The organism is Streptomyces sp. NPDC031466, from assembly GCF_055581265.1.
In genome coordinates this window covers 1-21,692 of the sequence record NZ_JBVIJT010000019.1, presented here as the reverse complement: position 1 = coordinate 21,692, position 21,692 = coordinate 1, and the positions used below count along the sequence as shown (strand labels likewise).

The following is a 21,692-nucleotide window of genomic DNA, read 5'->3' as shown; positions in this document are numbered from 1 at the left end:
GCCGCACAAGGACACGGTGGTCGGTGGGCCGGGGCCGTTCGACGACTGGCCCAGCCTCACTGAGCTTCTGTGACTGACGCGCGTGAGGGCGGGCTGCGGGCACACCTCGAGCCGCAAACCACGGCCGGGTATGTGTCCGCAAGCCTAGCGGCCCGTACGGGACCATGCTGCGAAGGGAAATGAAATGACACTGTCATGAAGGGGAATGAACAGCGAAATTCTGATCACGAAAGCAGTTTACTGAAACGGCATCAGTCCATCATGGCTCCTTGGGTTCCGCTCTATTATAAGAACCCAATGGAAATTGTCAGCGGGGAGGGGTGTGTGGTCACCGGTGCCGACGGCACCGAATATCTCGAATTCTACTCCGGCATCTCAACGAACACCCTGGGGTACGGGGTCCCGGAAGTCGAGCAAGCCGTATTACGGCAACTGCGCAAAGGTGTGGTGCACACCTCGACGTTTTATCTAATCAGCACACAGGTCGACCTTGCCGAACGCATTGCTGGCCTGTCGGGCATACCCGACCCTGTGGTCTTCTTCACGTGCTCGGGCACCGAGGCGGTGGAGACGGCACTACTGCTGACGACGGAATACCGCAACAGCTCCCAGATCATCGCACTGCGCTACGGCTACCACGGACGCTCCTTCGGTGCGCTTGGGGTGACCGGTGACCGTACCTGGCAGGGCACCGGCTTATCTCCCGTACGGGTGGTCCATGCACGTGGCGGCGAGCGCCGGTACGGCGGCCTCGCGGCCCTCGATGACGAAAGCTACGTCCGGGCCTGCCGTGAGGACCTCGAAGAGCTCCTTGCGACGAGTACCCCCGAACGAACGGCCGCGATGATCGTGGAACCGGTACAGGGTATCGCCGGTGCGATTCCACTGGTTCCCGGTCAACTGGAAGCCTACAAAGCTGTGTTGGACCAATACGCGATCCCCCTCCTTGTGGATGAAGTGCAGACGGGCTGGGGACGCACGGGTCGGTACTGGGGTTACCAGTGGCATGCGGTGACGCCAGACGTGCTGATCTTCGCCAAGGGGGTGGGGAACGGATTTACTCTGGGCGGGGTGGTAGGGCGCCGAGACATCATGTCCGCGCTCGGCGCTCCTTCGATCTCATCCTTCGGCGGCAACCACCTCTCCACAACCGCCGCCATGGCCACCCTCGACTACCTCGCTGACCACGACCTGCCGTCTCGAGCAGGACGGCTGGGTGTCATGCTCGCCGATGGCTTGCGCCGGGGCCTGTCCGGCCAGGCCCACTTCTGCCAAGTGCGGGGCCGAGGGCTGCTCTTGGGAGTCGAATACACCCACCCGGACACCCATGAACCGGACCCGGAGACGGCGGCTCGGGTGCAGCAGATCTGCCGTGAGCATGCGTTGCTGGTGGGGCTGGGTGGCACCTTCGGCAACTGCTTACGGCTCAGCCCGCCTCTGACCGTACAAGAGGAACAGGTACGGCAAGCGACAGAGATTGTGGCTACCGCGACTCGGGAGGCATACAGCTGAAAGCAGGCGGCGCCGGTTCCAGGGTGGGGCTGCCGTCACCGGCCGTCAGGTAAAGCGAGTGGAGAGTCAAGGATGCAGAAGGTCAACACAGCCTGGCAACTAGGAGCGGTAGGGGAGGCCTTTAGGTGAAGCATGAGTTCGGGTTGACGCCGATGCAGCAATCCTACCGGGTCGGACGCGAGGACGGTGAAGCGCTGGGTGGCGTCGGCTGCCACATGTATTTCGAGTTCTCAGGCCAGGGCGTAGACGCAGTACGGCTGCAGGGGGCTGTGACTCGGCTGCAGGAGTGTCACCCTGCACTGCGCAGCGCGTTCCCAGCCACGGCAGAGTCCGGCTGTATACGGGACGAGCCGCAGGTTCAGCTGGCCGTCCGGGATCTTTCCGAGGTCTCCGAAGCAGAGCGGAGAGTCGCCCTCACTCTGATCCGTGAGGAGATGTCCCGTCAGCGCCTGAACGTGACCCAGGGGCAGGTTATCGACATCCGGCTGTCGTTGCTGCCCGACGCGGGCACTCGGCTGCACGTGGATGTGGACCTGCTGGCTGCCGACCCGCCCAGTATCGGCCTCCTGCTGCATGACCTCGCCTGTCTCTACCGCGGCGAAGTGGTCAGGCCATCAGCACCCCGCCTGTCCGGGTGCGTCCCGGCGCAGGAACGCGGGAACGTCGACGGGACCGTCCTGGATGCCTGGCGGCGCCGGTTGGAGGGCCGCCGCTTGGCCCCGCCCGATCTGGGTATCCCCGCCGACCTGTCACATGTCCAGGGTGCGGCATGTACCCGACGTGAGGTGACCGTCCCGCAGGACCGATGGCAGCGGTTGAGCGACCGAGCACAAAAGGCGAACCTCCATCCCGAGGCGGTACTGCTGGCGTCCTGTGTCCATACTCTGGACCGTTTCAGCACGGACCCCAACTTCCTGATGAGCCTTCCGGAATTCGTGCCCCCGGGCCCGGAGCGGAACGGCCGCGCGGGTGTGGGGGATTCCACGCGTCTGCGCCTGGCAAGCTTCGCCGTTCCGGGAAGGGCGACCCCTCTCGAACTGATATGTGCGGTGGACGAGGAGCGTAGGCTGTCCCGGTCCCCCCGTTTCGCCGAGCCGCAGGCCGCGTTGCGTGCGCTCGGCCGCGAACGGCACGAAAGGCCCGGTCTCCTCGGTGTCGTGTACACCAACCTGCTGGACGTGGACTTCGCGCCGCCTCTCGTCGCGCACGCCTTTGGCCCGGTGACGTGGATGCTCACCCAGACCCCGCAGGTGTGGTTGGACTGCGTGGCCTTCAGGAATGGTGACACGGTGCAGCTGGCCTGGGACGCGGTCGAGGAGCTGTACGCACCCGGAGTGTTGGACGCGATGGTTGAACTGTGTGCGCAAACACTCGACGCGTTCAGCGCCCAGGACTGGCACCATCCTCTTCCTGCCCGGCTGCCGACCGCGCAGCAGCAGGCACGTGCCCAGGTCAACTCCACCCGCAGATCCGAGAGCCGGATATGCCTGCACGAGCGGTTTTTCGAGCGAGCTGCCGCCGAGCCGCTCGCGCCCGCATTGCTCTGTGAGGGCCGTGCAGTTTCTCGTGGCGCCCTCGCCACCGACGCCCTGCGCTGGGCGGCACTGCTGCGTCAACACGGCATTGAGGGGGGCGAGCCGGTGATCGTCTCCCTCGATCGGGCCGAGGATCAGATCACTGCGGTCCTCGGAGTGCTCGCGGCAGGCGCCTGCTACGTACCCCTGAGCCCGGACCAGCCCACCGCACGCCGGGCAGCCATCCTGCGGACGGCCGGCGCTCGCCTGCACATCACCGAGGGTGGTCGGCAACATCTCCCCGATTCGGGGGCAGCTACCGCCCTGGAACTGACCCGGGAGGATGCTCGCGCGGTACAACCGCTCGCCCGGCCTCTCACCGTCTCCACCGAGTCACTCGCATATATCATCTTCACCTCCGGTTCCACCGGGCGGCCCAAAGGCGTCGAGGTGACTCACCGTTCGGCGGTAAACGTGGTGGAGGACATCAATGCCCGTTGGGGAGTGAACGCGGACGACCGAGGCCTCCTCGTGTCCGCCCTCGACTTCGACCTCTCCGTCTACGAGATCTTCGGCCCCCTCCTGGCCGGCGGGGCGCTGGTCGTCCCGGGGCCGGAGACGGTCAGGGACCCCTCCGCGTGGCTGGATCTGATACGCGCACACAGGGTGACGGTCTGGGACTCGGTGCCCGTGCTGCTCGACGCACTGTTGACCGCCGCCGAAGCTTCGATACCGCCGGACAGCCTGCGCCTGGTCCTGACCGGCGGCGACTGGATCAGCACCCGGCTTCCCGGAAGGCTGCACGCGCTGATCCCGGGCTGCCGCTTCATCGCGTGCGGAGGAGCAACCGAAGGCACGGTGTACTCCAACTTTTACGAGGTCGAGCAAGAGGGTCCCGGCGATTTCCGGGAATCTGGTGAAGCGATCGGGGATCGCTGGAACACGATCCCTTACGGCTTTCCCTTGAGCAACCAACGCTACCGGGTCGTGGACGACAAGGGGCGTGACTGCCCCGACTGGGTGACGGGCGAGCTGTGGATCGGCGGAGTGGGCGTAGCGCGCGGCTACCGCGCTGATCCTCGCCTGACCGGGAATCGCTTTGTACAGCACGAAGGGGAACGCTGGTACCGCACCGGGGACTTGGGCCGCTATCGACCCGGTGCGATCCTGGAGTTCCAGGGCCGCTCCGATCACCAAGTCAAGATCAACGGCTTTAGGATCGAACTCGGAGAGATTGAAGCCGCTCTCATCAGTCACGGCGATGTAGCCTCGGCCGTAGCCGTCATGGCCGGGGAGAGTACATCCCGACGCCTGATCGCGTACCTCATTCCGGCAGCAGAGAGGTTCGACCAGGAAGCGCTCCATGCGCACGTGTGCGCTCGGTTGCCCGACTATGCGCGCCCTCAGCACTACCGACTGCTCCAAAAATTCCCCCTCAATGACAACGGCAAGACAGACCGCAGGCAGCTCGCCGCTTGGGGCACGCCGAAACCCGAGCCCACCATTGCCGAACCACCGCGCGGAGAGGCCGAACAGGCCCTGGCTGAGGAATGGTCGAAGGTCCTGGGCCGCCCTGTCGATTCTCGCTTCCAGAGCTTTTTCGACGTAGGCGGGGACAGCCTCCTCGCTATGCGCCTCGCCGCAGCGCTGTCTGCCCGTTTCGGACGGCACATCCCGCTGCGCACCCTGCTGAACGCCACCACCCTGGCCGGCATGACCGAACTCGTTGCCCCGCGCCAAGGCCAGCATGACGGAGCCGATCCCGCGGGCGGTGATCTGTGAGCACAGCGCATTATCCGCGGTGTTCCCCCACCGAACCTGGATGCGCAGGCTGTTTACGCGCGCCCTAATGTTCCCCGGAACAGGCAGAGCGGCACACGCCGGCACACGCCTGTCTGGCGGCTGCTGTGCTTCCCACACGCAGGCGCAGACGCCGGAGCCTTCCGCTGCTGGTCACCTCTGAGCCCTGAAGACCGGGAACTGTGGGAGTTCCGGTATCCGGGCCAGGAGGGCCGCGGGCATGAGAACCCGGCGACAGACCTGCACGCGACCGCGCCTTCACGGTGTCATGGCTGACCGGCCGCTCTACTCGCTCTCAGGGCACAGCATGGGCGCCCTGCTTGCGTTCGGGACCTGCCGCCTCGTCGAACGACTGGGTTTCGCTCGCCCGACCTCGTTGCCTCTTCGTCTCGGGCATCCCGCCGTCCAGCGCCGCATCTGAAGTAGACCCGCACGCCATGATCTTTCCTGAATGGGCCGCCGTCCGCAGACACATGAGACCGAAGAGCACGAACGACTTGCTCAGCACTTCCTCGACGCCGACCGGTGCATGCTGGCCGCCTGCCGACCGACCAGCGACGGGCAGGTATCCAGGGAACTCACCGTGCCGTGCGCGGAGTCCGGCGCGATTGCGGCCGGCCGTCACAGGCCACGGAGTGGGGCGCCTGTACCACCGCGAGCTGGGAGGAAGTCACCATACCCGGCGACCACTGCACGTGTTGCACCCAACCCGCGGACGCGCTATGGCTGATTCTTTAAACGCTCTGTCAGCTCTGGGGCCACTCGGGGGAGAGACGGCGCAGGATGTCCGTCACCACGACAGAGTCGATGTAGGCGTGCACCTCGACGATCTTCTTCTCCTCGAAACGGCAGATCCATACATAGAACGGGTCATAAGCCACCCCATCCAGTGCGGTGGCGACTCCCTCCATCTCCACGGTGGTCACCGCACCGCCACCGTGCAGGCCACGGATACGAAAGTGGAGGCTCTGGGCGAACAGCGGCCGCACCTTCTCGATCGTGGCCGGCATGAACTCCTCCCGTCCCCGGTAGGCACCCGCCAGCGGATGGTGGCCGAACAATGTCCATTGAACGTCGTCGGCCAGTTGCTCGAAGAACTCGTTGACCGTCTCGTCGTCCTCCAGGAGCGCGAACAACGCCCTGCGCTCAGCTCCCGGTTCCTGCCAGCTGTCCATGATTCCTCCACGGGGATGTAGCCCTGGGGTGCCTGTCCGGGGACCCCAGGCGCGTCGTTGCAGGTGTCCGGAGTGTCCTGACAGGTCTCTTGCTGTCGGCGCCCCTGGCCGTCATCTCTGGCCGGGGCTTGCTGCCTCACCAGTCCAGGTCAGCTGGGTGACCGTCGAGTCGTACGGGCTGCCGTAGGCGGCGCAAGCCCACCGCTCGGGCTCGGCGGCACGATTGACGGCCTCCCAGACCTGGTTGTTCCATACCCACACCACGTCAGGGGCGAACTGGTGCCTGGTGGCTGAGAGCATGGCCTGGCGAATCCACCCGGAGCCGTTTTCCGGCCAGCAGCCTGAGGCCTCCATGCGGTCAGCCCATCGCTGGACGTGACGTTCCATCTCAGCCCTTCTTGTGCTTGCCGCCGCTCGGCGGCGGGCTCGGTACCTGCCCATCCGAGTTCCCCGGCGGAGGCTTGCCCGTGGACGGATCCGGTGGCGGCTTCCCGTGCTGACCTGACAACGTGACCTCCCGTGTACGCGGAGTTACGGAACTCATGTTGGCGTACTTGCGAGGTCGCGGCGCGCAGTTCCACGTCATCGGCCGAAACCCACCTGGCAGGACCCGCTTGGCGGGGCGTTGGAACGCAGGGTCCGGCGGGCGGCTCGCTGCCCATGTACGCAAGGGCGCTCCCGATGGGTTACGCACCGCCGGGTGGTCGCCCACCGACCGCCGAGACGTCCTCGCGCTCGACCTGCGGCGGCGGTACACCGGGGCAGGACGGCGCCGTACGCCGCGCGACGTCGCCCGCGTCACGGGCGAGGAGCCACAGCGCGGCGCTCCCGTAGCAGGGGAGCGGCACATCGATCGGGTGGCCGCGGGCGCGGCCGAGCGCGTCGGGCGGGCCCTGGACATCGCCGCGCAGCGCCGCACACTGGAGCAGCGCCACGATTGCGGCATGCAAGCGATGTCCACGGCGGCGAGGGCCGGCCGCCGCTCGCGCACTGCACGGGGTGCGGGCGCGTCTGGACGGAGGGCGCGAATGTCGCGGCGTAGCAAGGCGGAAGTGATGTAATTAGGCTCCGGGTACTGGCACCCGCACTGGAGCGCTTAGGCCATCCCATGTCACTTGAAGAGCCGCAGGGGTGGGGTGGCCGGACGCTCGCACAATGTGGAAGTCATGCCATTCGTGCTGTTCCAAGCTGAACGACTGCGACAGATTCCGAGACATCCGTGGCGGATCGATACAGCGGATATTGAGAGCTTCGGCTTCTCCACGGTTTACAAAGCGATACCGAGTTCCAGCCACCCATTCAATGCGCAGATGCACCCGCGGCTGCGCGGCGTCAGCCTCGGCTGCCCGCCTCTCCTCCGCCTCTTGGCGCTGAAGGGATAACGCCTCCTCAGCCGCCACAGCGGACCGGACGGAGGCCGTTGCAGACGTTGCGGAGGCGTCCGCTGATCGTTTGCCGTCCCCGCGTGCCTTGATACTGACCCACAGCGCCCCGCCCGAGAGCACGAACGCAGCCCATGCAGGCGCATCTCCCCAGTCCATGGAGGGACCTTAGCCGCTTGTGCCGCCACTGCATCTTGCGCCTCATGCGATGCGCCCTGCATCGAGCACCAGCAGCAACCCGCCGAGCGCCGCGTAGACGTCCAGCACCGCCCCCGCAGTACAGCGTCGGCCGTAGTCATCGGCCTAGGCCGTTTCTGATGGCTCTTGGTGTGCTGGGTGGATCTTTTGCTCGGGTGGGAAGTGGTTTCGTATGGTGCGACGACATGAACTCACCGACGCGCAGTGGGAGAAGATCGAGTCCCTGCTGCCTGCCAACGGCAGGCCGGGTGGGCAGTGGGCGGAACACCGCAGGGTGATCAACGGGGTGCTGTTCAGGGCCCGGACCGGGGTTCCCTGGCCTGACCTGCCCGAACGCTACGGTCCCTGGCAGACCGTCTACGAGCGTCACCGGCGCTGGTCGGCCGACGGCACCTGGCAGGCTCTGCTGGAGGAACTCCAGATCGAGGCGGACGCGGACGACCCGGACGCCGGACATGCCCGCGAGGTGGTCCGGCAGGAATGGGCGGTGAACATCGACTCGACGTCCTGCCGGGCACATCAGCACGCTGCCGGAGCCCCGCACAAGCCCGCGGCCGACTACCCGCAAAAGGGGGCGGAACCCGTGAGGAGGCCGATGGCCGTGAGGCGCTGGGACGTTCGCGGGGCGGGCTGACCTGCAAGGTCCACGTGCTGGCGGACGACCGGGCCCGTCCGCTTGTCTGGCTGACCTCGCCCGGCCAGCGGGGCGACAACCCCATGCTCGTCCCGGTGCTGGAGAAGCTGCGGATCAAACGGCGCGGACCAGGGCGCCCGCGGGTCCGCCCGGACCGCGTGCGAGGCGACAAGGCGTACTCCAGCCGCGACACCCGGGCCTACCTGCGGAAACGGCATATCAAAGTCACCATCGCCCAGCCCGACGACCAGCGCGGACACCGTCGCCGGCGCGGACGGTGCGGCGGCAGGCCCCCGGCCTTCGACAAGGCCCAGTACCGCCGCCGCAATGCCGTCGAACGGTGCATCAGCAAGTGGAAACAGTTCCGTGCGGCCGCCACCCGCTACGACAAACGCGACTACATCTTCAACGGCACCCTCACCGTCGCAGCGATCGCCATCTGGCTCCGCGACACCGTCCAAGAGCCATCAGAAACGACCTAGGTCCCTGCTGCGGAATGGGACATTCCAAATGAGGACCTACACAACCTCTCCGCGGACACGATGCTCGCCCACATCGTCGCGGCCGACACCCTCTACACCCTGCTGTTTATGGAGGAGGTGTCCGCGCGGTTCGGTTGGGCGTGGGAGCCGCGCGAGGTGAACCCGGGGCGCCGGCCCGTGATGGAGATCGCCGGGATCGACCAGCGGCTCATCGGCTGGCAGGCGACCCGCCGTCAGCAGATCGAGGACGCCCTGTCCGTCCTCACCGACAAGTACGAGGAATACCAGGGGCACCCGCCGGGGGAGAAGACCGGCTACGTGCTGGCATGCCAGGCCGCCGACCAGACCCGCCCACCCAAGCGCACGGTGCTGTGGTCGCTGACCGAGCTGCGCAAGCGGTGGCGGGACTCTGCGATCCGGGCGTTCGGCGCCTGCACCTTCTACCGGCTCGCGGAGCGAGCGCGGGCGGCGGCCGCGGCGGTGTGGGCGAGGGTGCGGCCGGTGGTCGATGTCGCCCTGGCCGCCGTGGACACCGTCGCCGTGGTGTACGTGATGCGCGGCGCCTTCGCACGCCACCACCGGCCCGTGGCCAAGCTCGCGCTCCGCAGCCACGGAGTCGATGAGCGCGAGCATGTCCTCGTGCACGTCATCCGGTACCGCGGTCAGTGCTTCGTCGACCTCGCGCGTGAAATTCTCCCTGCACATAGCGCTCCCTCATGATCCACGAGGGCGGCACTGTAGTGCCCGCATGGTGTAGCAGTGCGGACCTGTGGAAACCCGCCCTCGAGGATGGTTCACGCTCGTCCTGGCCCGCGAGGCGCGGCTAGAACGGGGCTAGCTGGCATCGGCCTCGCCGTGAGAGGTGCCGTTGTCGTGGCCGGAGTCGCCTCCACCAGCGATCGGCAGTCCAAGTCGAACTGCATGGCCACCGCCGGGTACAGCAACTGGATACGGTCCGCCGTCTCCAACGGCTGACCGCGGCCCCGCAGGGAGGCAGGCGTCGCCGCCTTGGCCCGGCACTGCGTCGTCGTCACGGGCCCGGCAGGCAAGTAGTTGACAGGATTGGCATGTCCGCGACACTCGTCTTGGTTCCCTCTCTCGGTTCCCACAGGGTCCAAGAACCCCTACGTGTGAAAGGACAGTGATGGTGCACTTTCTACGGTTGGGTATAGCCGGTGCCGCAGTTGGGATGCTGCTGACCGCGGTCCCGGCGGCGCACGCCGTGTCCACGGCCGAGCCCACCACGCCGAAGCGCGTGGCTGCGCAGGTCACGCTCCGCTATGACGCCAGCCGAGCGGCAGGCTGGGAGCAGGCGATCTCTGCCGGGGTCGCCTCGTGGAACGGCAACGTCGGCAACGTCAAGCTGGTCAAAGCCGCCCCTGGCGGCCGAGCGGAGATCCAGATCGTGGCCACCACCGGCTGGCCGCAGGCCACGCTCGGACCGGTCCGGCCGGGCGGCCGGGGCCGGGTCGAACTGGGAAGTCAGGCGGTCTCCCAGGGGTACGACAAGACCCGCATCGTCGCCCACGAACTCGGCCACAACCTGGGCCTGCCGGACACCAAGCCCGGCCCCTGCTCGCAGCTGATGTCGGGCTCCAGTGCCGGTACGGGCTGCCGTAACGCGGTGCCCGACGCGGCCGAACGCGCGCGGGTCGAGAACGCGTACGCGGGCGGCGCCGCGGCATACAGCCCGACTGGTGGCCGCGTGCTGGTGGACGCGCCCTAGTCGGCAAGGGCCACCCCGAGGTGACGGTGCCTGACCCCAGCCATAACCGTGGCCAGGCATCGCCACCTGCGCGTGTGCGGCGGTGAGCGATTATGTCTCCGCCGACAGCTTGGAGCAGCAGCAAGGTGGCCGGCCTGAGGCTTCACGCCGATATTCCAGGCCAAGCGGCGGTACGTCCCGCACGACGTCAACAGGGCTCTGCTCAGGGGCCGCTGAGGACGTCGTGGGTGCCGATGCGGCGCCAGATGACGTGCGGGGTGCCGGGACGGTGCTCGGGTCCGTACTCCCAGGTGGCGCGTCCTGCGGGGCCGGTGCCCATGGACCAGGTGAGCTCGTAGATGCCGGGTGCGCGCTGGACGCGCTTGATGCGGAGGCCGGCGCGGAAGCGGCCTCCGGTGCGCAGGTCCTCGACGAAGGCCGCCACGGTCTAGCGGAAGCGGCGGCGCTGTTCCGGGGTGAGGCGGTCCAGGTCGGCGGCGAAGCGCGGCAGGGTCTCGTAGGTCGGCACGTCGGTCCTCCAGGCAGCAAGAAGCCCCCGGCGGTGCCGGGGGCGGAGAGTGGGTGACGTGATGCAGGGCGCGGCGTTCTTCGGCCGCCGGGTGGGGGAGCGGTACGTAGATGTGCGCTCGTTGGCGTTGAAGTCGTCTGCTAACGGGTTTTGGCGTTGGTGAGGCGTGTGTGGCGGGGGTGCCGCGCAGCATTTACATGGCTCTGGTGGTGTCCGCCGGGCGGGCACGGTGGCGTCGCGAACGCCCGCCGGGCGGGATCGGCCGTGGGATTCCGGTGAACCCTCCCGCCGCACTGGATCGCTCTTTTTTGCAGGTCAGAGCTGGTGTGTGCTGTGGCGATGCTGAGTGTCGCGAAGATCCAGAGGCGTAACGCGTGGCGGTACTACATACGCGGAGTGGCGTTCGGGGACGGCCGCCGTCCGGTCGGGCAGTCGTTGAAGGGCGCCCAGGAGCTGGCCGGGCTGCCACCGGGACGGTGGCTGGGGCGTGGTCTGCGTGCGCTGGGGCTCACCGAGGGCGGTCAGGTGTCCGAGCGTCAGCTGGAGCTGTTGTTCGGCGAGGGCCGGCACCCGGACGCCGACCGCATCGAGCGCGGCCTCCTGGACGACGGCGTCGACGCGGCCCCGGCCCGCCGGCTGACGGTGCTGGGGCAGCCGATCGAGGAGATCGAGGCGCGTAAGCAGACGCCGCTGCTGGGCATGGACTTCACCTTCCGGCCGCAGGCGTCACTGGTCGTGCTGTGGGCGCTGGGCGACGCCACCGTGCGCCGGGTCATCGAGCGGGCTCACGAGCGGGCCGTCGCCACGGCGCTGCGCTGGCTGGAGGATGAGGTTGCCGAGACCCGGTGGGCCTCCGGCCGCGGCCGCGCGAAGGCACCCGCGCTCGTGGTCGCCGCCTTCCGGCACTTCGACAACCGCGACGGACTGCCGCTCCCGCACGAACACTGTTTGATTTTTAACCGCGTTCAGCGCCTGGGCGCCGACGGTGAACCGGTCTGGGGCGCTCTGGACACCTACCGCCTCTACCAGAATGTGGTGGCCGCCGGGACGCTCTACACCCTCACCGTGACGACCGAGGTGTGCGAGACCCTGGGGCTGGCGACCGTGCCGCGCGAGGTCACACCGGGCCTGCGTCTGGTCATGGAGATCGCCGCAGTGCCCGAGGACCTCATCAACTGGTCGGCGTCGCGCCGTCAGCGCATCGAGGACGCCCTGGAGGTGCTCACCGACCAGTACGTGAAGGACCACGGGCACCTGCCCGGCGAGCGCGGCCGTCACCAACTGGGCCGGTGGGCGGCGCAGGAGACCCGGCCCGCGAAGAAGAAGCCCAAGCCCCTCGCGCAGCGCTCGCGTGGTGGCGCGCCTCCGCGATCCTTTGCTTCGGCCAGCAGTTCATCGACGGCCTCCTGGACCGGTGCCGGGCCGCCGGGGCGGCGATCCGGGCGCGGGTGGATCCCACCGTGGACGTGGCCGCGGTCGTCTTCACCGTGCGCGAGAAGTTCTCCCGCCGCCACATCCTGGCCGAAGCCCGCCGGCACCTGCTGGAGACACTGCGCGGCCGCGAGTTCACCCGCGGCCTGGACGACTACATCGCCCACCGGGCCCTGCTGCGGTACTCCCGCCGCCACACCGTCGCGAAGCCCGGCCGGAAGCCTCCGACGCCGGACCGGATCCGCTACACCGCCGACTTCCCGGTGCCGCACCGGTGGTGGATCACCCCCGCCGAAGGCACGCCGCCCCGGGAGTCCAGCCGCTACGAGCGCGCCCGGGTCGCCAGCCTCGCCGTGCAGAACGCGATCTGTGACGCCCGCCTCCGGGCCGCCACCGCCACCGCCAACGAGGAGACGACCTCGGCCGTCTCCGCGCCCGCCGATCACCGCGACCTCGAGGGCGAGACGGCGTCCGCTCCCCATGCCGTCGACCACCCCGGCCGCGACGGTGCCCTGACTTCGGCGCAGCGGGCCGCCGCCGTCCAGGCCCACCAGCAGGCCGCGATGCCCGAGGAGTACCTGGAGGGCCGCTCGACCGACCCGGCGACATGGCTGCGCACACCGAAGAACCTGGACCGGCTCGCCGCCTACACCCGCGCTGCCGAAACCCGCCGCCGCGCTATGGAGGACCGAAAGGCGGCGGGCGCCGACCCGGCCAGTCCGGTCGATGGCCGCCGCCAGGAGCACGAGCAGCAGCGCCAGCAGCCCGACCCCGGCCAAGGAGGCCAGGGCCTCCGGCCGTGACGCGACGCGGGGCCCGCACGACGGGACGGACGAGGAAGTCACCGCGCCAGGCGCCGGGACGGATTGGCCGCCCGCCCCCGGAGTCACCCGGGGGCGGGGGAGGGGGCCAGGGACCGCCCCCCTCAGTAGCTGTCTTTCAACTCTGGCCGTGAGGCACCGGGCGGCTGGATGATCTGTTGTGTGGGGGCTGGCGGGACGGCTCGGCGGTACTGCCGGGAGTGTGGTGATCCGTTGCCGGTGACGATGGCGGCGGGCGCAGTGTTCTGCTCAAGTCGGTGCAGGTCACGGCGGTGGCGCAGGATGCGGCGGACACGGTCGCGGGTGGCGGCGATCCAGCGGGGCGAGCAGGCGGTGTGCCCGGTGTGCGGCCGGTCGTGGACAGTAGGTGTGGAGCGGGCCAAGTCGGCGGTCTATTGCTCCAGCCGGTGCCGGGTGCGGGCCTGTCGGCAGCGGCAGGCGTCGCGTTTTGGTGTTGCGGAAACGCCGTAGGCGAACGCCTCGCACGCATCTCCAACCTCCCTTATTTTGCGCGGGGGTTAAGCCATTCGGGTGGGTGCTTCCAGTGCTCCCGGCTCGCGCTCTGTCTACGCTGGGCGGGCCCGCGCGAGGGTGGGTGGTGACCGGGGCCGGCGCCCCTGTGACCGGTCACACCTGGGTGGCCGGGCCGGGCCCTGGCGAGGGCGGTGGTCGTCATGACCGAGGTGAAGGACCGGGTCGGAAACGTCACCCGGCAGCGTTACCAGCAGCTTGTCTCTCAGGCCAAGGACCTGATCGCGCAGGTCACCCGCGCCCAGTTCACCCTAGGTGACATCGCCTTGGAGATCGAGCCGGTGCGACCGGTGGGCGGTTCGATGCCCAACGGCACGGACGACCTGTTCACCGTCGCGGAGTCACTGCAGCTGTTCGCGGACGATATCGGCGTGGAGCGGAGCACCGTGGAGGACTGGCGCTACACCGCCAACCGGTGGCCCAGGAACAAGCGCAAGGAGGGGGTGTCGTTCACCGTGCACCGCATCCTGGCCTCGGTTGCAGACGAGGCCGAACGGTGGGCGGCAATCGAGGACGCGCCGTTCAACCCGCGCACCGGAGCCCGGCAATGGACGCCGGACGGCGCCAAGCGCGTGGTCGGCCAGCGGGTCGACCGCCCGGTCACGCTGGATGAGAAGGTCGCTGCGGTCGCCGACCTGACCCGGGACGACGAGGTCGCAGCCCAGGTCGCCACCGACCTGCTGAAGCGGCCCAAGGTGACCGAGCACGTCACCCCGGCCGAGAAGATGCGGGTGGTCACCGAGCTGACCCGCGACGACGACACCGCACAGGAAGTCACCCGCGACCTGCTACGCCGGCCGACGGTGGCCCGCTCGACGATGCGCGACGACACCACACGGATGCTCGTGAACCGCGCCCAGTTCGACAACACCGCCGAGAGCCGCGAGAAGATCCGCGAACGCGTCCCGGCCGTCCGCAAGATCGAGCACACCCTCGAATACGTCGACCTCGTCGGTTCCTGCCACGGCTTCGTGGCCACTCTGGGGCGGCTGGTTCCCAAGATGCGCGGCCAGCAGTTCACCGACGACGAACGCGACACCGTGCGGCGCCAGCTGGCCCGGGTCCGCGCCGCCGCCGACTGGCTGGAGGGCGCGCTTGATCACGGCGAGTTCACCCTGGACGAGCAGCTGACCCAGCTCCTGAAGGGTGAGTAGGCCATGGCGCGGCGCCCGCCGGCCCGGCCGCGGGAAGCGCGGCCGCTGTCCGAGCACTACGGCGACCTGGTCCGCGTCGCCCTGATGGAGGCCAGACCCGCTGGCCTGCACACCTACCAGCTCATGGCGGCCACCCGCCTCACCCGTTCCCAGGTCGCCCGCGGGGTGCGGCACCTGCGCGACGTCGGGGCGGCTGAGCATCTCACCCCGATCATCTGGCGGCGCAAGGACGGCTACATGTTCTCCGACGACCCCGCGGACTGGATCGAGTACGAGAAGAAGCAGCTCGCCCAGATCCTGGGACGGCTGACCCGGATGATCACGGGGACGCTCGACCCCCACCTGGCCCGCTACCCCGATGACGAGTGGGCTCAGCTGGTCACCGACCAGCTGACCGGGGTGCGCTCCACCCTCGCTCAGCTTTCGAAACAGTCCCGCTCCTGACACGAGTCCTGCCATGCCGACCTCTGCCCGCCACCGGCCCCGCCGCTATCCCTCCGACACCACCATCGCGGAATGGGCCCTGCTGGAGCCGCTGCTGCCGGTTGAGGCATGCCAGACCAAGACCGGCGGGCACCCCGAGAAATGGCCCCGCCGACAGATCGTCGACGCCATCCGCTACCTGGTCGACAACGGGACGAAATGGAGGGCGCTGCCCGTGGACTTCCCACCCTGGCAGACCGTCTACGGGTTCTTCGCGCGATGGAACCGCGCCGGGGTGGTCACCTTCATCCGCGACCAACTGCGGCGCCACATCCGCACGGACAAGGGACGCTGCCCATTCCCGGTGACGCTGATCGTCGACTCCCAATCGGTGAAAGCGGCCTCCACCGTCGGCCGGGACAGCCGCGGCTATGACGCAGGCAAAAAGATAAACGGGCGCAAAAGACACCTCGTGGTCGACACCCTCGGCCTACCCGTGATGATCACGGTGACGGCGGGCGACGTCCGCGACGAAATCATCGCCCGAGACCTCCTCTGGCGCCTGCGGCTCACCCACCCACAGATCACCCAGATCTGGGCGGACTCCGCCTACGCCCGCGACCAGCTGCCCGCCTGGACCGCAGGCCACCTCTGGATGTCTATGCGGCCAGTGCTGCGGCCTCGGGGCGCACGCGGGTTCGTCGTCCTTCCCCGCCGTTGGAAAGTTGAACGCTCCATCGGCTGGATCATGAACGCCCGCCGCAACTGCCGCGACTACGAACGTCTTCCCCAGCACGCCGAAGCGCACCTGAACTGGGCATTCATCACCCTCATGACCCGGCGCCTCACGCGCCGCGGCCCCCACGCCGGCAGCTGATCGACGAAGCCACCGCCCGACGATGGCTGACACCCCAACGAGTTCGATGTCCAAAAGCATTCATCCAGCCACACCCCTGGAAGAAGAGAGACGCCTCTGAGAAACAACCACTCATGACCATCGTGGGTGTCTTCACGCTCATCCGCGCCTTCATGCTCGTCCAGGGGGCCGCCGCTGGCCGTTCGCTGAACCGTCACAGTGACGGTTCAGCGAACGGCGACAGCGTGTAACCCCTGCCCCATACCCCCTCTGAGCTTACTCTTTAACCTTTGGCGGAGCCTCAGGAAGGTCGGCTGGGCCGTGTTTCTGGCTGAGGTCCGTCGTTAGTTCTGCGACTGGCCGGGTTTCTGCCTGTTGCACCGGTGATGGGTGTCGGCCTGCACGAGGAGAGCGAGATTATGGGAAGGGTGACGCGAGCACGGTCAGAGCGCAGGCGGGCGGTCCTTACGGTGACGGCGCTGGGGGTGGTGGCCCTGTCGGCTGGACCGGCGGCAGCCAGCGAGAACATTGTGGGCATCGGCAATGCTGCCTTCAACAACACGATGATCAACGCGAACAAGCAGGTCACGGCCGTGGGCCACACGGCACAGGGCAGTGGAGTGCTGAACAACCTCACCCAACTGCCCCTGGAATTCCCCCAGAACGGCGGAGCCGGAGGCGGTGACGGCCTCGACGGCCTTACCGGGATCCTTGGCGGCAACGGCTGATCGGTTCCGACCCAGTGCCTACGTGATTTTGCGGTCCTAGCGGCCCCTGAACTGCTGATGCGGGGTTCAGAAACAGGCACGAGTGCCGACAACAGCTCAGTCTCACCTCCCGCACCGCGCTGGCCGATCTGGCAAAGGGCGAGAGGCCCCTCTGCGTGGACTGTACGGAGTCCCTGACCACCGCCTTGCAGACGCTCAATGATCCAAAGCGCAAGGCCAAACGTGAGGCGGCCCGTGCCCGCGCTGCGGAGCAACAGGCACGTGAGTCCGCTTTGGCCGCCTGGCAGAGCGCGCAGTGCGAGGTGATGGCCTGCCGGTACCGGCTGACGTTCTCCGAGACGGTGCCCACGGCCTCGGTCCGCGAAATGGTGGCGGCCCTGGCGGTGTTGCGGTATGCGCCGCTGACCACGCCGATCTCCAACATCGGCTCCTGGCTAGATCCCCTGCACCCCGAACGGAGCGAGACTGTGCGGCTCCTGGGCGCACTGGTACGGGCTCGCCTGCTCAGGATCCACCCCACTACGCCGGTCACTGCCATGGAATGGGAGCCCGCCTCGTACGAGGACGCCCTCGCCGCGGCGGGCGGCGACCCCGAGGCCGTAGACCCCGACCCGCAGCTGACAAGCCAGTTCTTCCCGATGGAGAGCTGCTTCTACGCGCCCTTTGCCACCAGCGAGGGGACTGGCGCACAGCACCTGGACGCCGTGCTGTGCGAGCGTTTGGCACCCGAGTGCCTCACCGCAGCCCAGCACGATGACCTCCTGAAGCTGGCCCAGGAACTCATCGCCGAAGAGGCGCTGCGCTACTTCGCCGGCCGTCTGGACGACCTCAACCTGCCAGCCGTCACCGACAACCACATCGAACGACTGCGCGAGGCCGCCTACAGAGTGGCCCGACACCGACCACTCGGAGAGATCTACAACCTCGCCTGGCGCTCCACACGCTCTGCGGCAGAAGCCGCCCAGAAGAATCCGAAGGCCCCGCGTGTCAACATGAGCACGCACGCCGTCAACCAGTTTGAGACGTACGCACTCCGCGCGGCCACTGACCTGGCGTGGCAGATCAAACCCTTCGGTGAGCCATCGGGCAGGGGCCCGAGCGCGATGGCCCGCACGCTCTTCTACACCGTGCTGGACCGGCACCCGCTCGAGGCATCCGTGCCCGAGGTCGAGGAGGAACTGCCAGAACCCGCTCCCGAGCGACCCACTCCTATCACAGAGGCCCCCCGGCCTCCCGTAGACGCAACAGATGCAGAGCTGCCCGCCCTCATCAGGTGGCTCCAGGCGAGGTCATCCCCCGAATGCTGGGACCCGGGCGCCGTAGAAGAGGAACTCGGGCGCTTGGCACAGACCGCTGCGGGCATGGTGTACGACGTCGAGCAAAGGGTGGTCAAACGCGCCGTCACTCAGCTGCAGCGAATGTATGCGTGCCTGTCGACAGTCCTTGACGACCGCCAGACCGCTCTCGCTGTGCTTGCGGCCACCGAGCTGCTCCAACATCCGGTCACCAGTCCTGACCCAGGCAAGCTCGAACCAGTGGGGGCGATTGTGCTCCAACATCTGAGCGAAGCCGTCTTCCGCCCCGCAGACGACTTGTCAGAAGAGTGAGCACCGCGTTGCGGACTGGCGGCGAGGACTTGTACCGACGAGAAGACGCTCCGAAGGAGACACGCGTGGTACCCGATCCGGCACCGAGCTGCCAGGACGATGCTGTTCCGACCGTCGTCCCGGTGCTGAAAGGCTGCGTGACGATCGAGCGGACGATGACCTCCCGGCCAGCCACGCCCCGGGAAGTCGAGCTGATGGGCTACCCCGCTTCGAGCGTGATCCCCGTCGCGATCCTCACGGCCGTGCAGCGCGACGCGGATGGAAACCCCCTAGCGGTCACGGAAACCGCCATGATTGGGGCGCACGAACTCCCAGACGGCTTCCTGCCGCCGATGACGCCGCACGACTGAACGAGGACCTGGGAAAAGAGCGGCGGCCGTCGGCGCCCGGGGCGCCCGCCGTCGCGGTCAGCGCAGGCGTCCCAAATGGATGACGCTGACGCGGATCTGCCGGTCGCTGACCTCGTACATCACGCGGTACCGGCCGACGTGGATGCGGAGGACGTCGGTGCTGCCGAACGCGGCCTCGGGCCGGGGCCATGCCGAGTGCGTTCGAGCACGGCCCGGCCTGGTCGTCCAGCAGGACGGCCTTCGGTGCCTTCCTCGCCAGCTGCTGGTATCCGAACGTAGGTGCTGTGAGGAGCGCCACAGAGACATACCCAAGATTTTTTGTCGGTTCACGGCTGTGCCGCGCTGAGAGGTAACGGATCCTTCATCCAGCCCCGACAAGGAGTTCTTGCTATGACACACGGCGGTGCCCCGTCTCGCCCCGTTGTCCGTCATCCCTCAACAAGCACCGGGTTGTGCCCCGCGCCACTGCTGCCCAAGTCGCCCCGAATCGCCGGCAGCCTCCCGGCGCTGCCGTCCCACAGCCCTGTCTGCGTGGCACGCAGCATCCCCCGGCCAGAAATAGAGGTCGCTCTGTCGGTCGAGGGCTCGCCAGCCGTAGCGGCAGGGAACGCCCACCTCCTCATACGCATGCTGCTGCGGGGTGCCGCTGGTCTCCTCGCGGTAGGAGAGGCCAAGCATGAGGCGAAGGCCACGGCGCGGGTCGCTTCTCGTCTGCTCCTGCTCATGCTCGAGGAACTCTCCAGAGCACCGTCCGTGCCGACTCGTGCGGCCCTGTCCGCCGCACTGACAGCTCGCAACGCAGCCATCGAAGGTGACACCGAGGCGGTCGACGCGTTCAGCCGCACGTGGCTGGGACTGTCCCGCCCGCAAGCGTGGCGCGAGGCAGTGGAGATGGCCTTGCTCGGAGACTGGGTCGAGGCCCTTGGCCGGGGCCTGGCTACCGATGCCTACATCAGCGACTTGCTGCGTCGGCACGCGGGCAGTGAGCACCGTGCGCTCCAGCCGCTGTGGGAGCGCCGGGTACGCGGCAAGTGCACCCTTCTGCTAAGCCAGCCACTTGGTGCAGATTTGACCGTGCAGGATCTGCTTGCCGAGTTGTACACCCCGGAGGCCGCGGCACTCGCCGGGGAACTGGCCGACAGCCGCCTGTCGGCGGTGGTTCGGGGGTTGACTCCAGAGGAGGCCGCGCTCGCACGGGTCTGGGCCGCGACTGGGGAAAGCTGGACACAGACCGCGCTTAACACCGGGCTGCCGACGGCCTTCGGGGAACGGGTGCGCCGCAAGCTCAAGCGCCTCGGTGACCGGCACACCGTACGGGCGGAGGCCGCGGGCACCGAAGCGGTGGCGTCATGAGCATCTGGGCGGCAGCTCTGCCTGAGTTCCTTGGCAGCTTCGCCGCCAGCGTGCTGTTAGCCGTCGGGGTATGGGTTGCCCGAAAGCTCGGCAGCCAGCGCAACGCAGCTTCCTCTCCACCCCAGGCAGCTGAGCTCCCGACGAGCGCTGACGCGTCCAGAACACGTGAGTGACGACCAGGCAGCCGCCACGCAGTAGCACCGATCATGAAGCGCTCGGGTACCGCAAACCACTTGGGGTACCCGAGCAGCAATAGCACGCTGAGGACCTGCTGCCAGTGCAAGTTGGTCAGTCCCTCGAACTTCGACACCACGCGCGTGCCACGCGATGCCGTCGATCATTAGGAGCGCACCGTCCGGTCCGTCCCTGTTCGGCGGGCGCTCTCAAAGAGGGCACACCGGTCACCTGGTCGGTCCCATACCTCCCCGGCATGGAGAGCGGCGCGAAGCAACTGCTGGCTGAATACGGGCATCACCATGCTTGGACCTGCCCGCACGTCGTCGCCGCCACGCTCGATTGATCGTCGCCCTGACCACGCTGATCGGAGCCTGCGCAGAAGCGGCCGGCGCGGTGTACCAGCCCATCGCCGCCGCCTCGCCCGGCACGAAGGACGTCGAGGTGACTGTCTGGCCGTGTATTCAGGTCAGCCTCACCGCCGCCACCCTGCTGGACAGGGCCCGTGCCGAGGACGACGCCCGGTGGCCGGCCGTCACGGCGTGGGAGCGGGCGCAGGACCAGCGGACATATGTGGCGCGGTGTGCCGTGGCGCAGGCACAGGAGTTCATGGAGCAGGACGACCTGTCCGGTCAGAACGGCGTGCCGCTGCCGACGGTGGAGCAGGCCGCCGCGATGGACCTGGTGAGCGCCGACGTCGAGGTCACAGCACGCTGGCGGACCGATCCGGAGGAGGCGGTCGCTCTGGTGCACGAGCTGGCGGCTGGCGGCGAGCTTGCTGTGGACGAGATCCTCGACGAGGCGGTCGACGCCGCGGCGGTGACCGGTCTACTGGCACTACAGGAGGCGCGCACCGCCCCGGACCCGAGCACGGCGGCGGAACTCTGTCTGAGTGCCGTCTCCCACATCGCGCTCGCGGTCACCCTGGCCTCAGCCGACTTGGACTGACCGCGATCGATGCTCCCCGTGCTGTCTGTTCTCGTGACCATTCAGCTCTCCTGGTGACTCCCGAACTGATGACGAATTACTGCTGGTTGTCGGGCTCTGGCCCACTTGTTGTGGAGAGCTCACCGGCGGCGATGTCAGTGGCGTGTGTGGTGGGATGACCGTGCTCTATCAGTCTCTGGAAGAGGTAGTGCTGTGTCCGGGTATCCGTCGCTGACACGTGCTCTGGCCGAGGCGCTGGTCGACGTTCTCTGGTTCGTCGAAGGGTGCGAGGACGAACAGATGGACCCGGATGTGAGTGGGGGTGTTGGTGGCATTGGGTGGGTGTCAGCGGGACAGGGTGCTGGGTGCCTGGTCATGGGGATAGTTGCGGGCGGGCCCGCTGTCA

Annotated in this window: 17 protein-coding genes and 2 pseudogenes; 15 read left to right on the top strand and 4 right to left on the bottom strand. The window is 68.0% G+C overall.

All coding sequences use genetic code 11. From position 1 onward, the window contains the following. Window positions 1–297 precede the first annotated feature (297 nt). Window positions 298–1,512 carry an aspartate aminotransferase family protein gene (locus ACZ5GP_RS33680; protein ID WP_468754472.1) on the top strand — a complete coding sequence of 405 codons (1,215 nt, stop codon included), beginning with the start codon at window positions 298–300 and terminating at the stop codon, window positions 1,510–1,512. 125 nt (window positions 1,513–1,637) lie between these two features. Next, the gene (locus ACZ5GP_RS33675; protein ID WP_468754471.1) at window positions 1,638–4,808 is read left to right on the top strand and encodes a non-ribosomal peptide synthetase; all 3,171 of its coding nucleotides are present in this window, start codon (window positions 1,638–1,640) and stop codon (window positions 4,806–4,808) included. A 764-nt stretch (window positions 4,809–5,572) separates the two neighbouring features. Here ACZ5GP_RS33675 and ACZ5GP_RS33670 read toward each other — a convergent pair. The 3 genes from ACZ5GP_RS33670 to ACZ5GP_RS33660 all read right to left on the bottom strand — a co-directional run bounded on the left by ACZ5GP_RS33670 (window position 5,573) and on the right by ACZ5GP_RS33660 (window position 6,951). Beyond that, window positions 5,573–6,001, bottom strand: coding sequence for a nuclear transport factor 2 family protein (locus ACZ5GP_RS33670; protein WP_468754470.1), 429 nt, complete (start codon window positions 5,999–6,001; stop codon window positions 5,573–5,575). Window positions 6,002–6,112: 111 nt separating this feature from the next. After that, a complete protein-coding gene (locus ACZ5GP_RS33665; protein WP_468754469.1) occupies window positions 6,113–6,301 on the bottom strand; it encodes a hypothetical protein in 189 nt (62 codons plus the stop codon). 386 nt (window positions 6,302–6,687) lie between these two features. After that, window positions 6,688–6,951 carry a hypothetical protein gene (locus tag ACZ5GP_RS33660; RefSeq protein ID WP_468754468.1) on the bottom strand — a complete coding sequence of 88 codons (264 nt, stop codon included), beginning with the start codon at window positions 6,949–6,951 and terminating at the stop codon, window positions 6,688–6,690. A gap of 802 nt (window positions 6,952–7,753) precedes the next feature. Between ACZ5GP_RS33660 and ACZ5GP_RS33655 the strand changes: the two genes are divergently transcribed. The 3 genes and pseudogenes from ACZ5GP_RS33655 (at window position 7,754) to ACZ5GP_RS33645 (ending at window position 10,423) form a co-directional block, all read left to right on the top strand. Next, window positions 7,754–8,697 (top strand): IS5 family transposase gene (locus ACZ5GP_RS33655; protein WP_468754467.1). Its coding sequence is split into 2 segments (ribosomal slippage): window positions 7,754–8,170 and window positions 8,173–8,697, totalling 942 coding nucleotides; the frame shifts between segments, so codons are not numbered across the junction. Window positions 8,698–8,739: 42 nt separating this feature from the next. After that, window positions 8,740–9,276: pseudogene (locus ACZ5GP_RS33650) on the top strand (relaxase domain-containing protein); the annotation flags it as partial. Window positions 9,277–9,841: 565 nt separating this feature from the next. Beyond that, window positions 9,842–10,423, top strand: a complete 582-nt coding sequence (locus ACZ5GP_RS33645; RefSeq protein WP_468754466.1) for a snapalysin family zinc-dependent metalloprotease — start codon at window positions 9,842–9,844, stop codon at window positions 10,421–10,423. Window positions 10,424–10,625: 202 nt separating this feature from the next. Here ACZ5GP_RS33645 and ACZ5GP_RS33640 read toward each other — a convergent pair whose 3' ends face one another. Beyond that, window positions 10,626–10,847 carry a hypothetical protein gene (locus ACZ5GP_RS33640; protein ID WP_468754465.1) on the bottom strand — a complete coding sequence of 74 codons (222 nt, stop codon included), beginning with the start codon at window positions 10,845–10,847 and terminating at the stop codon, window positions 10,626–10,628. A gap of 423 nt (window positions 10,848–11,270) precedes the next feature. On the opposite strand from ACZ5GP_RS33640, the pseudogene mobF reads away from it, so the two are divergent. The 10 genes and pseudogenes from mobF to ACZ5GP_RS33590 form a co-directional block, all read left to right on the top strand. Beyond that, a pseudogene (gene mobF / locus ACZ5GP_RS33635) lies at window positions 11,271–12,215 on the top strand (MobF family relaxase); the annotation flags it as partial. Window positions 12,216–12,220: 5 nt separating this feature from the next. After that, window positions 12,221–13,165, top strand: coding sequence for a hypothetical protein (locus ACZ5GP_RS33630; RefSeq protein ID WP_468754464.1), 945 nt, complete (start codon window positions 12,221–12,223; stop codon window positions 13,163–13,165). Between the two features lie 692 nt (window positions 13,166–13,857). After that, on the top strand, window positions 13,858–14,868 hold the full coding sequence (locus ACZ5GP_RS33625; RefSeq protein ID WP_468754463.1) for a DUF6192 family protein: 1,011 nt from the start codon (window positions 13,858–13,860) through the stop codon (window positions 14,866–14,868). Window positions 14,869–14,871: 3 nt separating this feature from the next. Continuing rightward, window positions 14,872–15,312 carry a hypothetical protein gene (locus ACZ5GP_RS33620; RefSeq protein WP_468754462.1) on the top strand — a complete coding sequence of 147 codons (441 nt, stop codon included), beginning with the start codon at window positions 14,872–14,874 and terminating at the stop codon, window positions 15,310–15,312. 13 nt (window positions 15,313–15,325) lie between these two features. Next, on the top strand, window positions 15,326–16,168 hold the full coding sequence (locus tag ACZ5GP_RS33615) for an IS5 family transposase (protein ID WP_468754461.1): 843 nt from the start codon (window positions 15,326–15,328) through the stop codon (window positions 16,166–16,168). 449 nt (window positions 16,169–16,617) lie between these two features. Next, window positions 16,618–16,875: a chaplin family protein gene (locus ACZ5GP_RS33610; RefSeq protein WP_468754460.1), complete on the top strand. Its 258-nt coding sequence runs from the start codon at window positions 16,618–16,620 to the stop codon at window positions 16,873–16,875. A 155-nt stretch (window positions 16,876–17,030) separates the two neighbouring features. Then, window positions 17,031–18,482 carry a hypothetical protein gene (locus ACZ5GP_RS33605; RefSeq protein WP_468754459.1) on the top strand — a complete coding sequence of 484 codons (1,452 nt, stop codon included), beginning with the start codon at window positions 17,031–17,033 and terminating at the stop codon, window positions 18,480–18,482. A gap of 65 nt (window positions 18,483–18,547) precedes the next feature. After that, window positions 18,548–18,832, top strand: a complete 285-nt coding sequence (locus tag ACZ5GP_RS33600; RefSeq protein ID WP_468754458.1) for a hypothetical protein — start codon at window positions 18,548–18,550, stop codon at window positions 18,830–18,832. Window positions 18,833–19,555: 723 nt separating this feature from the next. Then, complete coding sequence (locus tag ACZ5GP_RS33595) at window positions 19,556–20,185, top strand: hypothetical protein (RefSeq protein WP_468754457.1); 630 nt, start codon at window positions 19,556–19,558, stop codon at window positions 20,183–20,185. A gap of 570 nt (window positions 20,186–20,755) precedes the next feature. Further along, window positions 20,756–21,307: a hypothetical protein gene (locus ACZ5GP_RS33590; protein WP_468754456.1), complete on the top strand. Its 552-nt coding sequence runs from the start codon at window positions 20,756–20,758 to the stop codon at window positions 21,305–21,307. Window positions 21,308–21,692 lie beyond the last annotated feature (385 nt).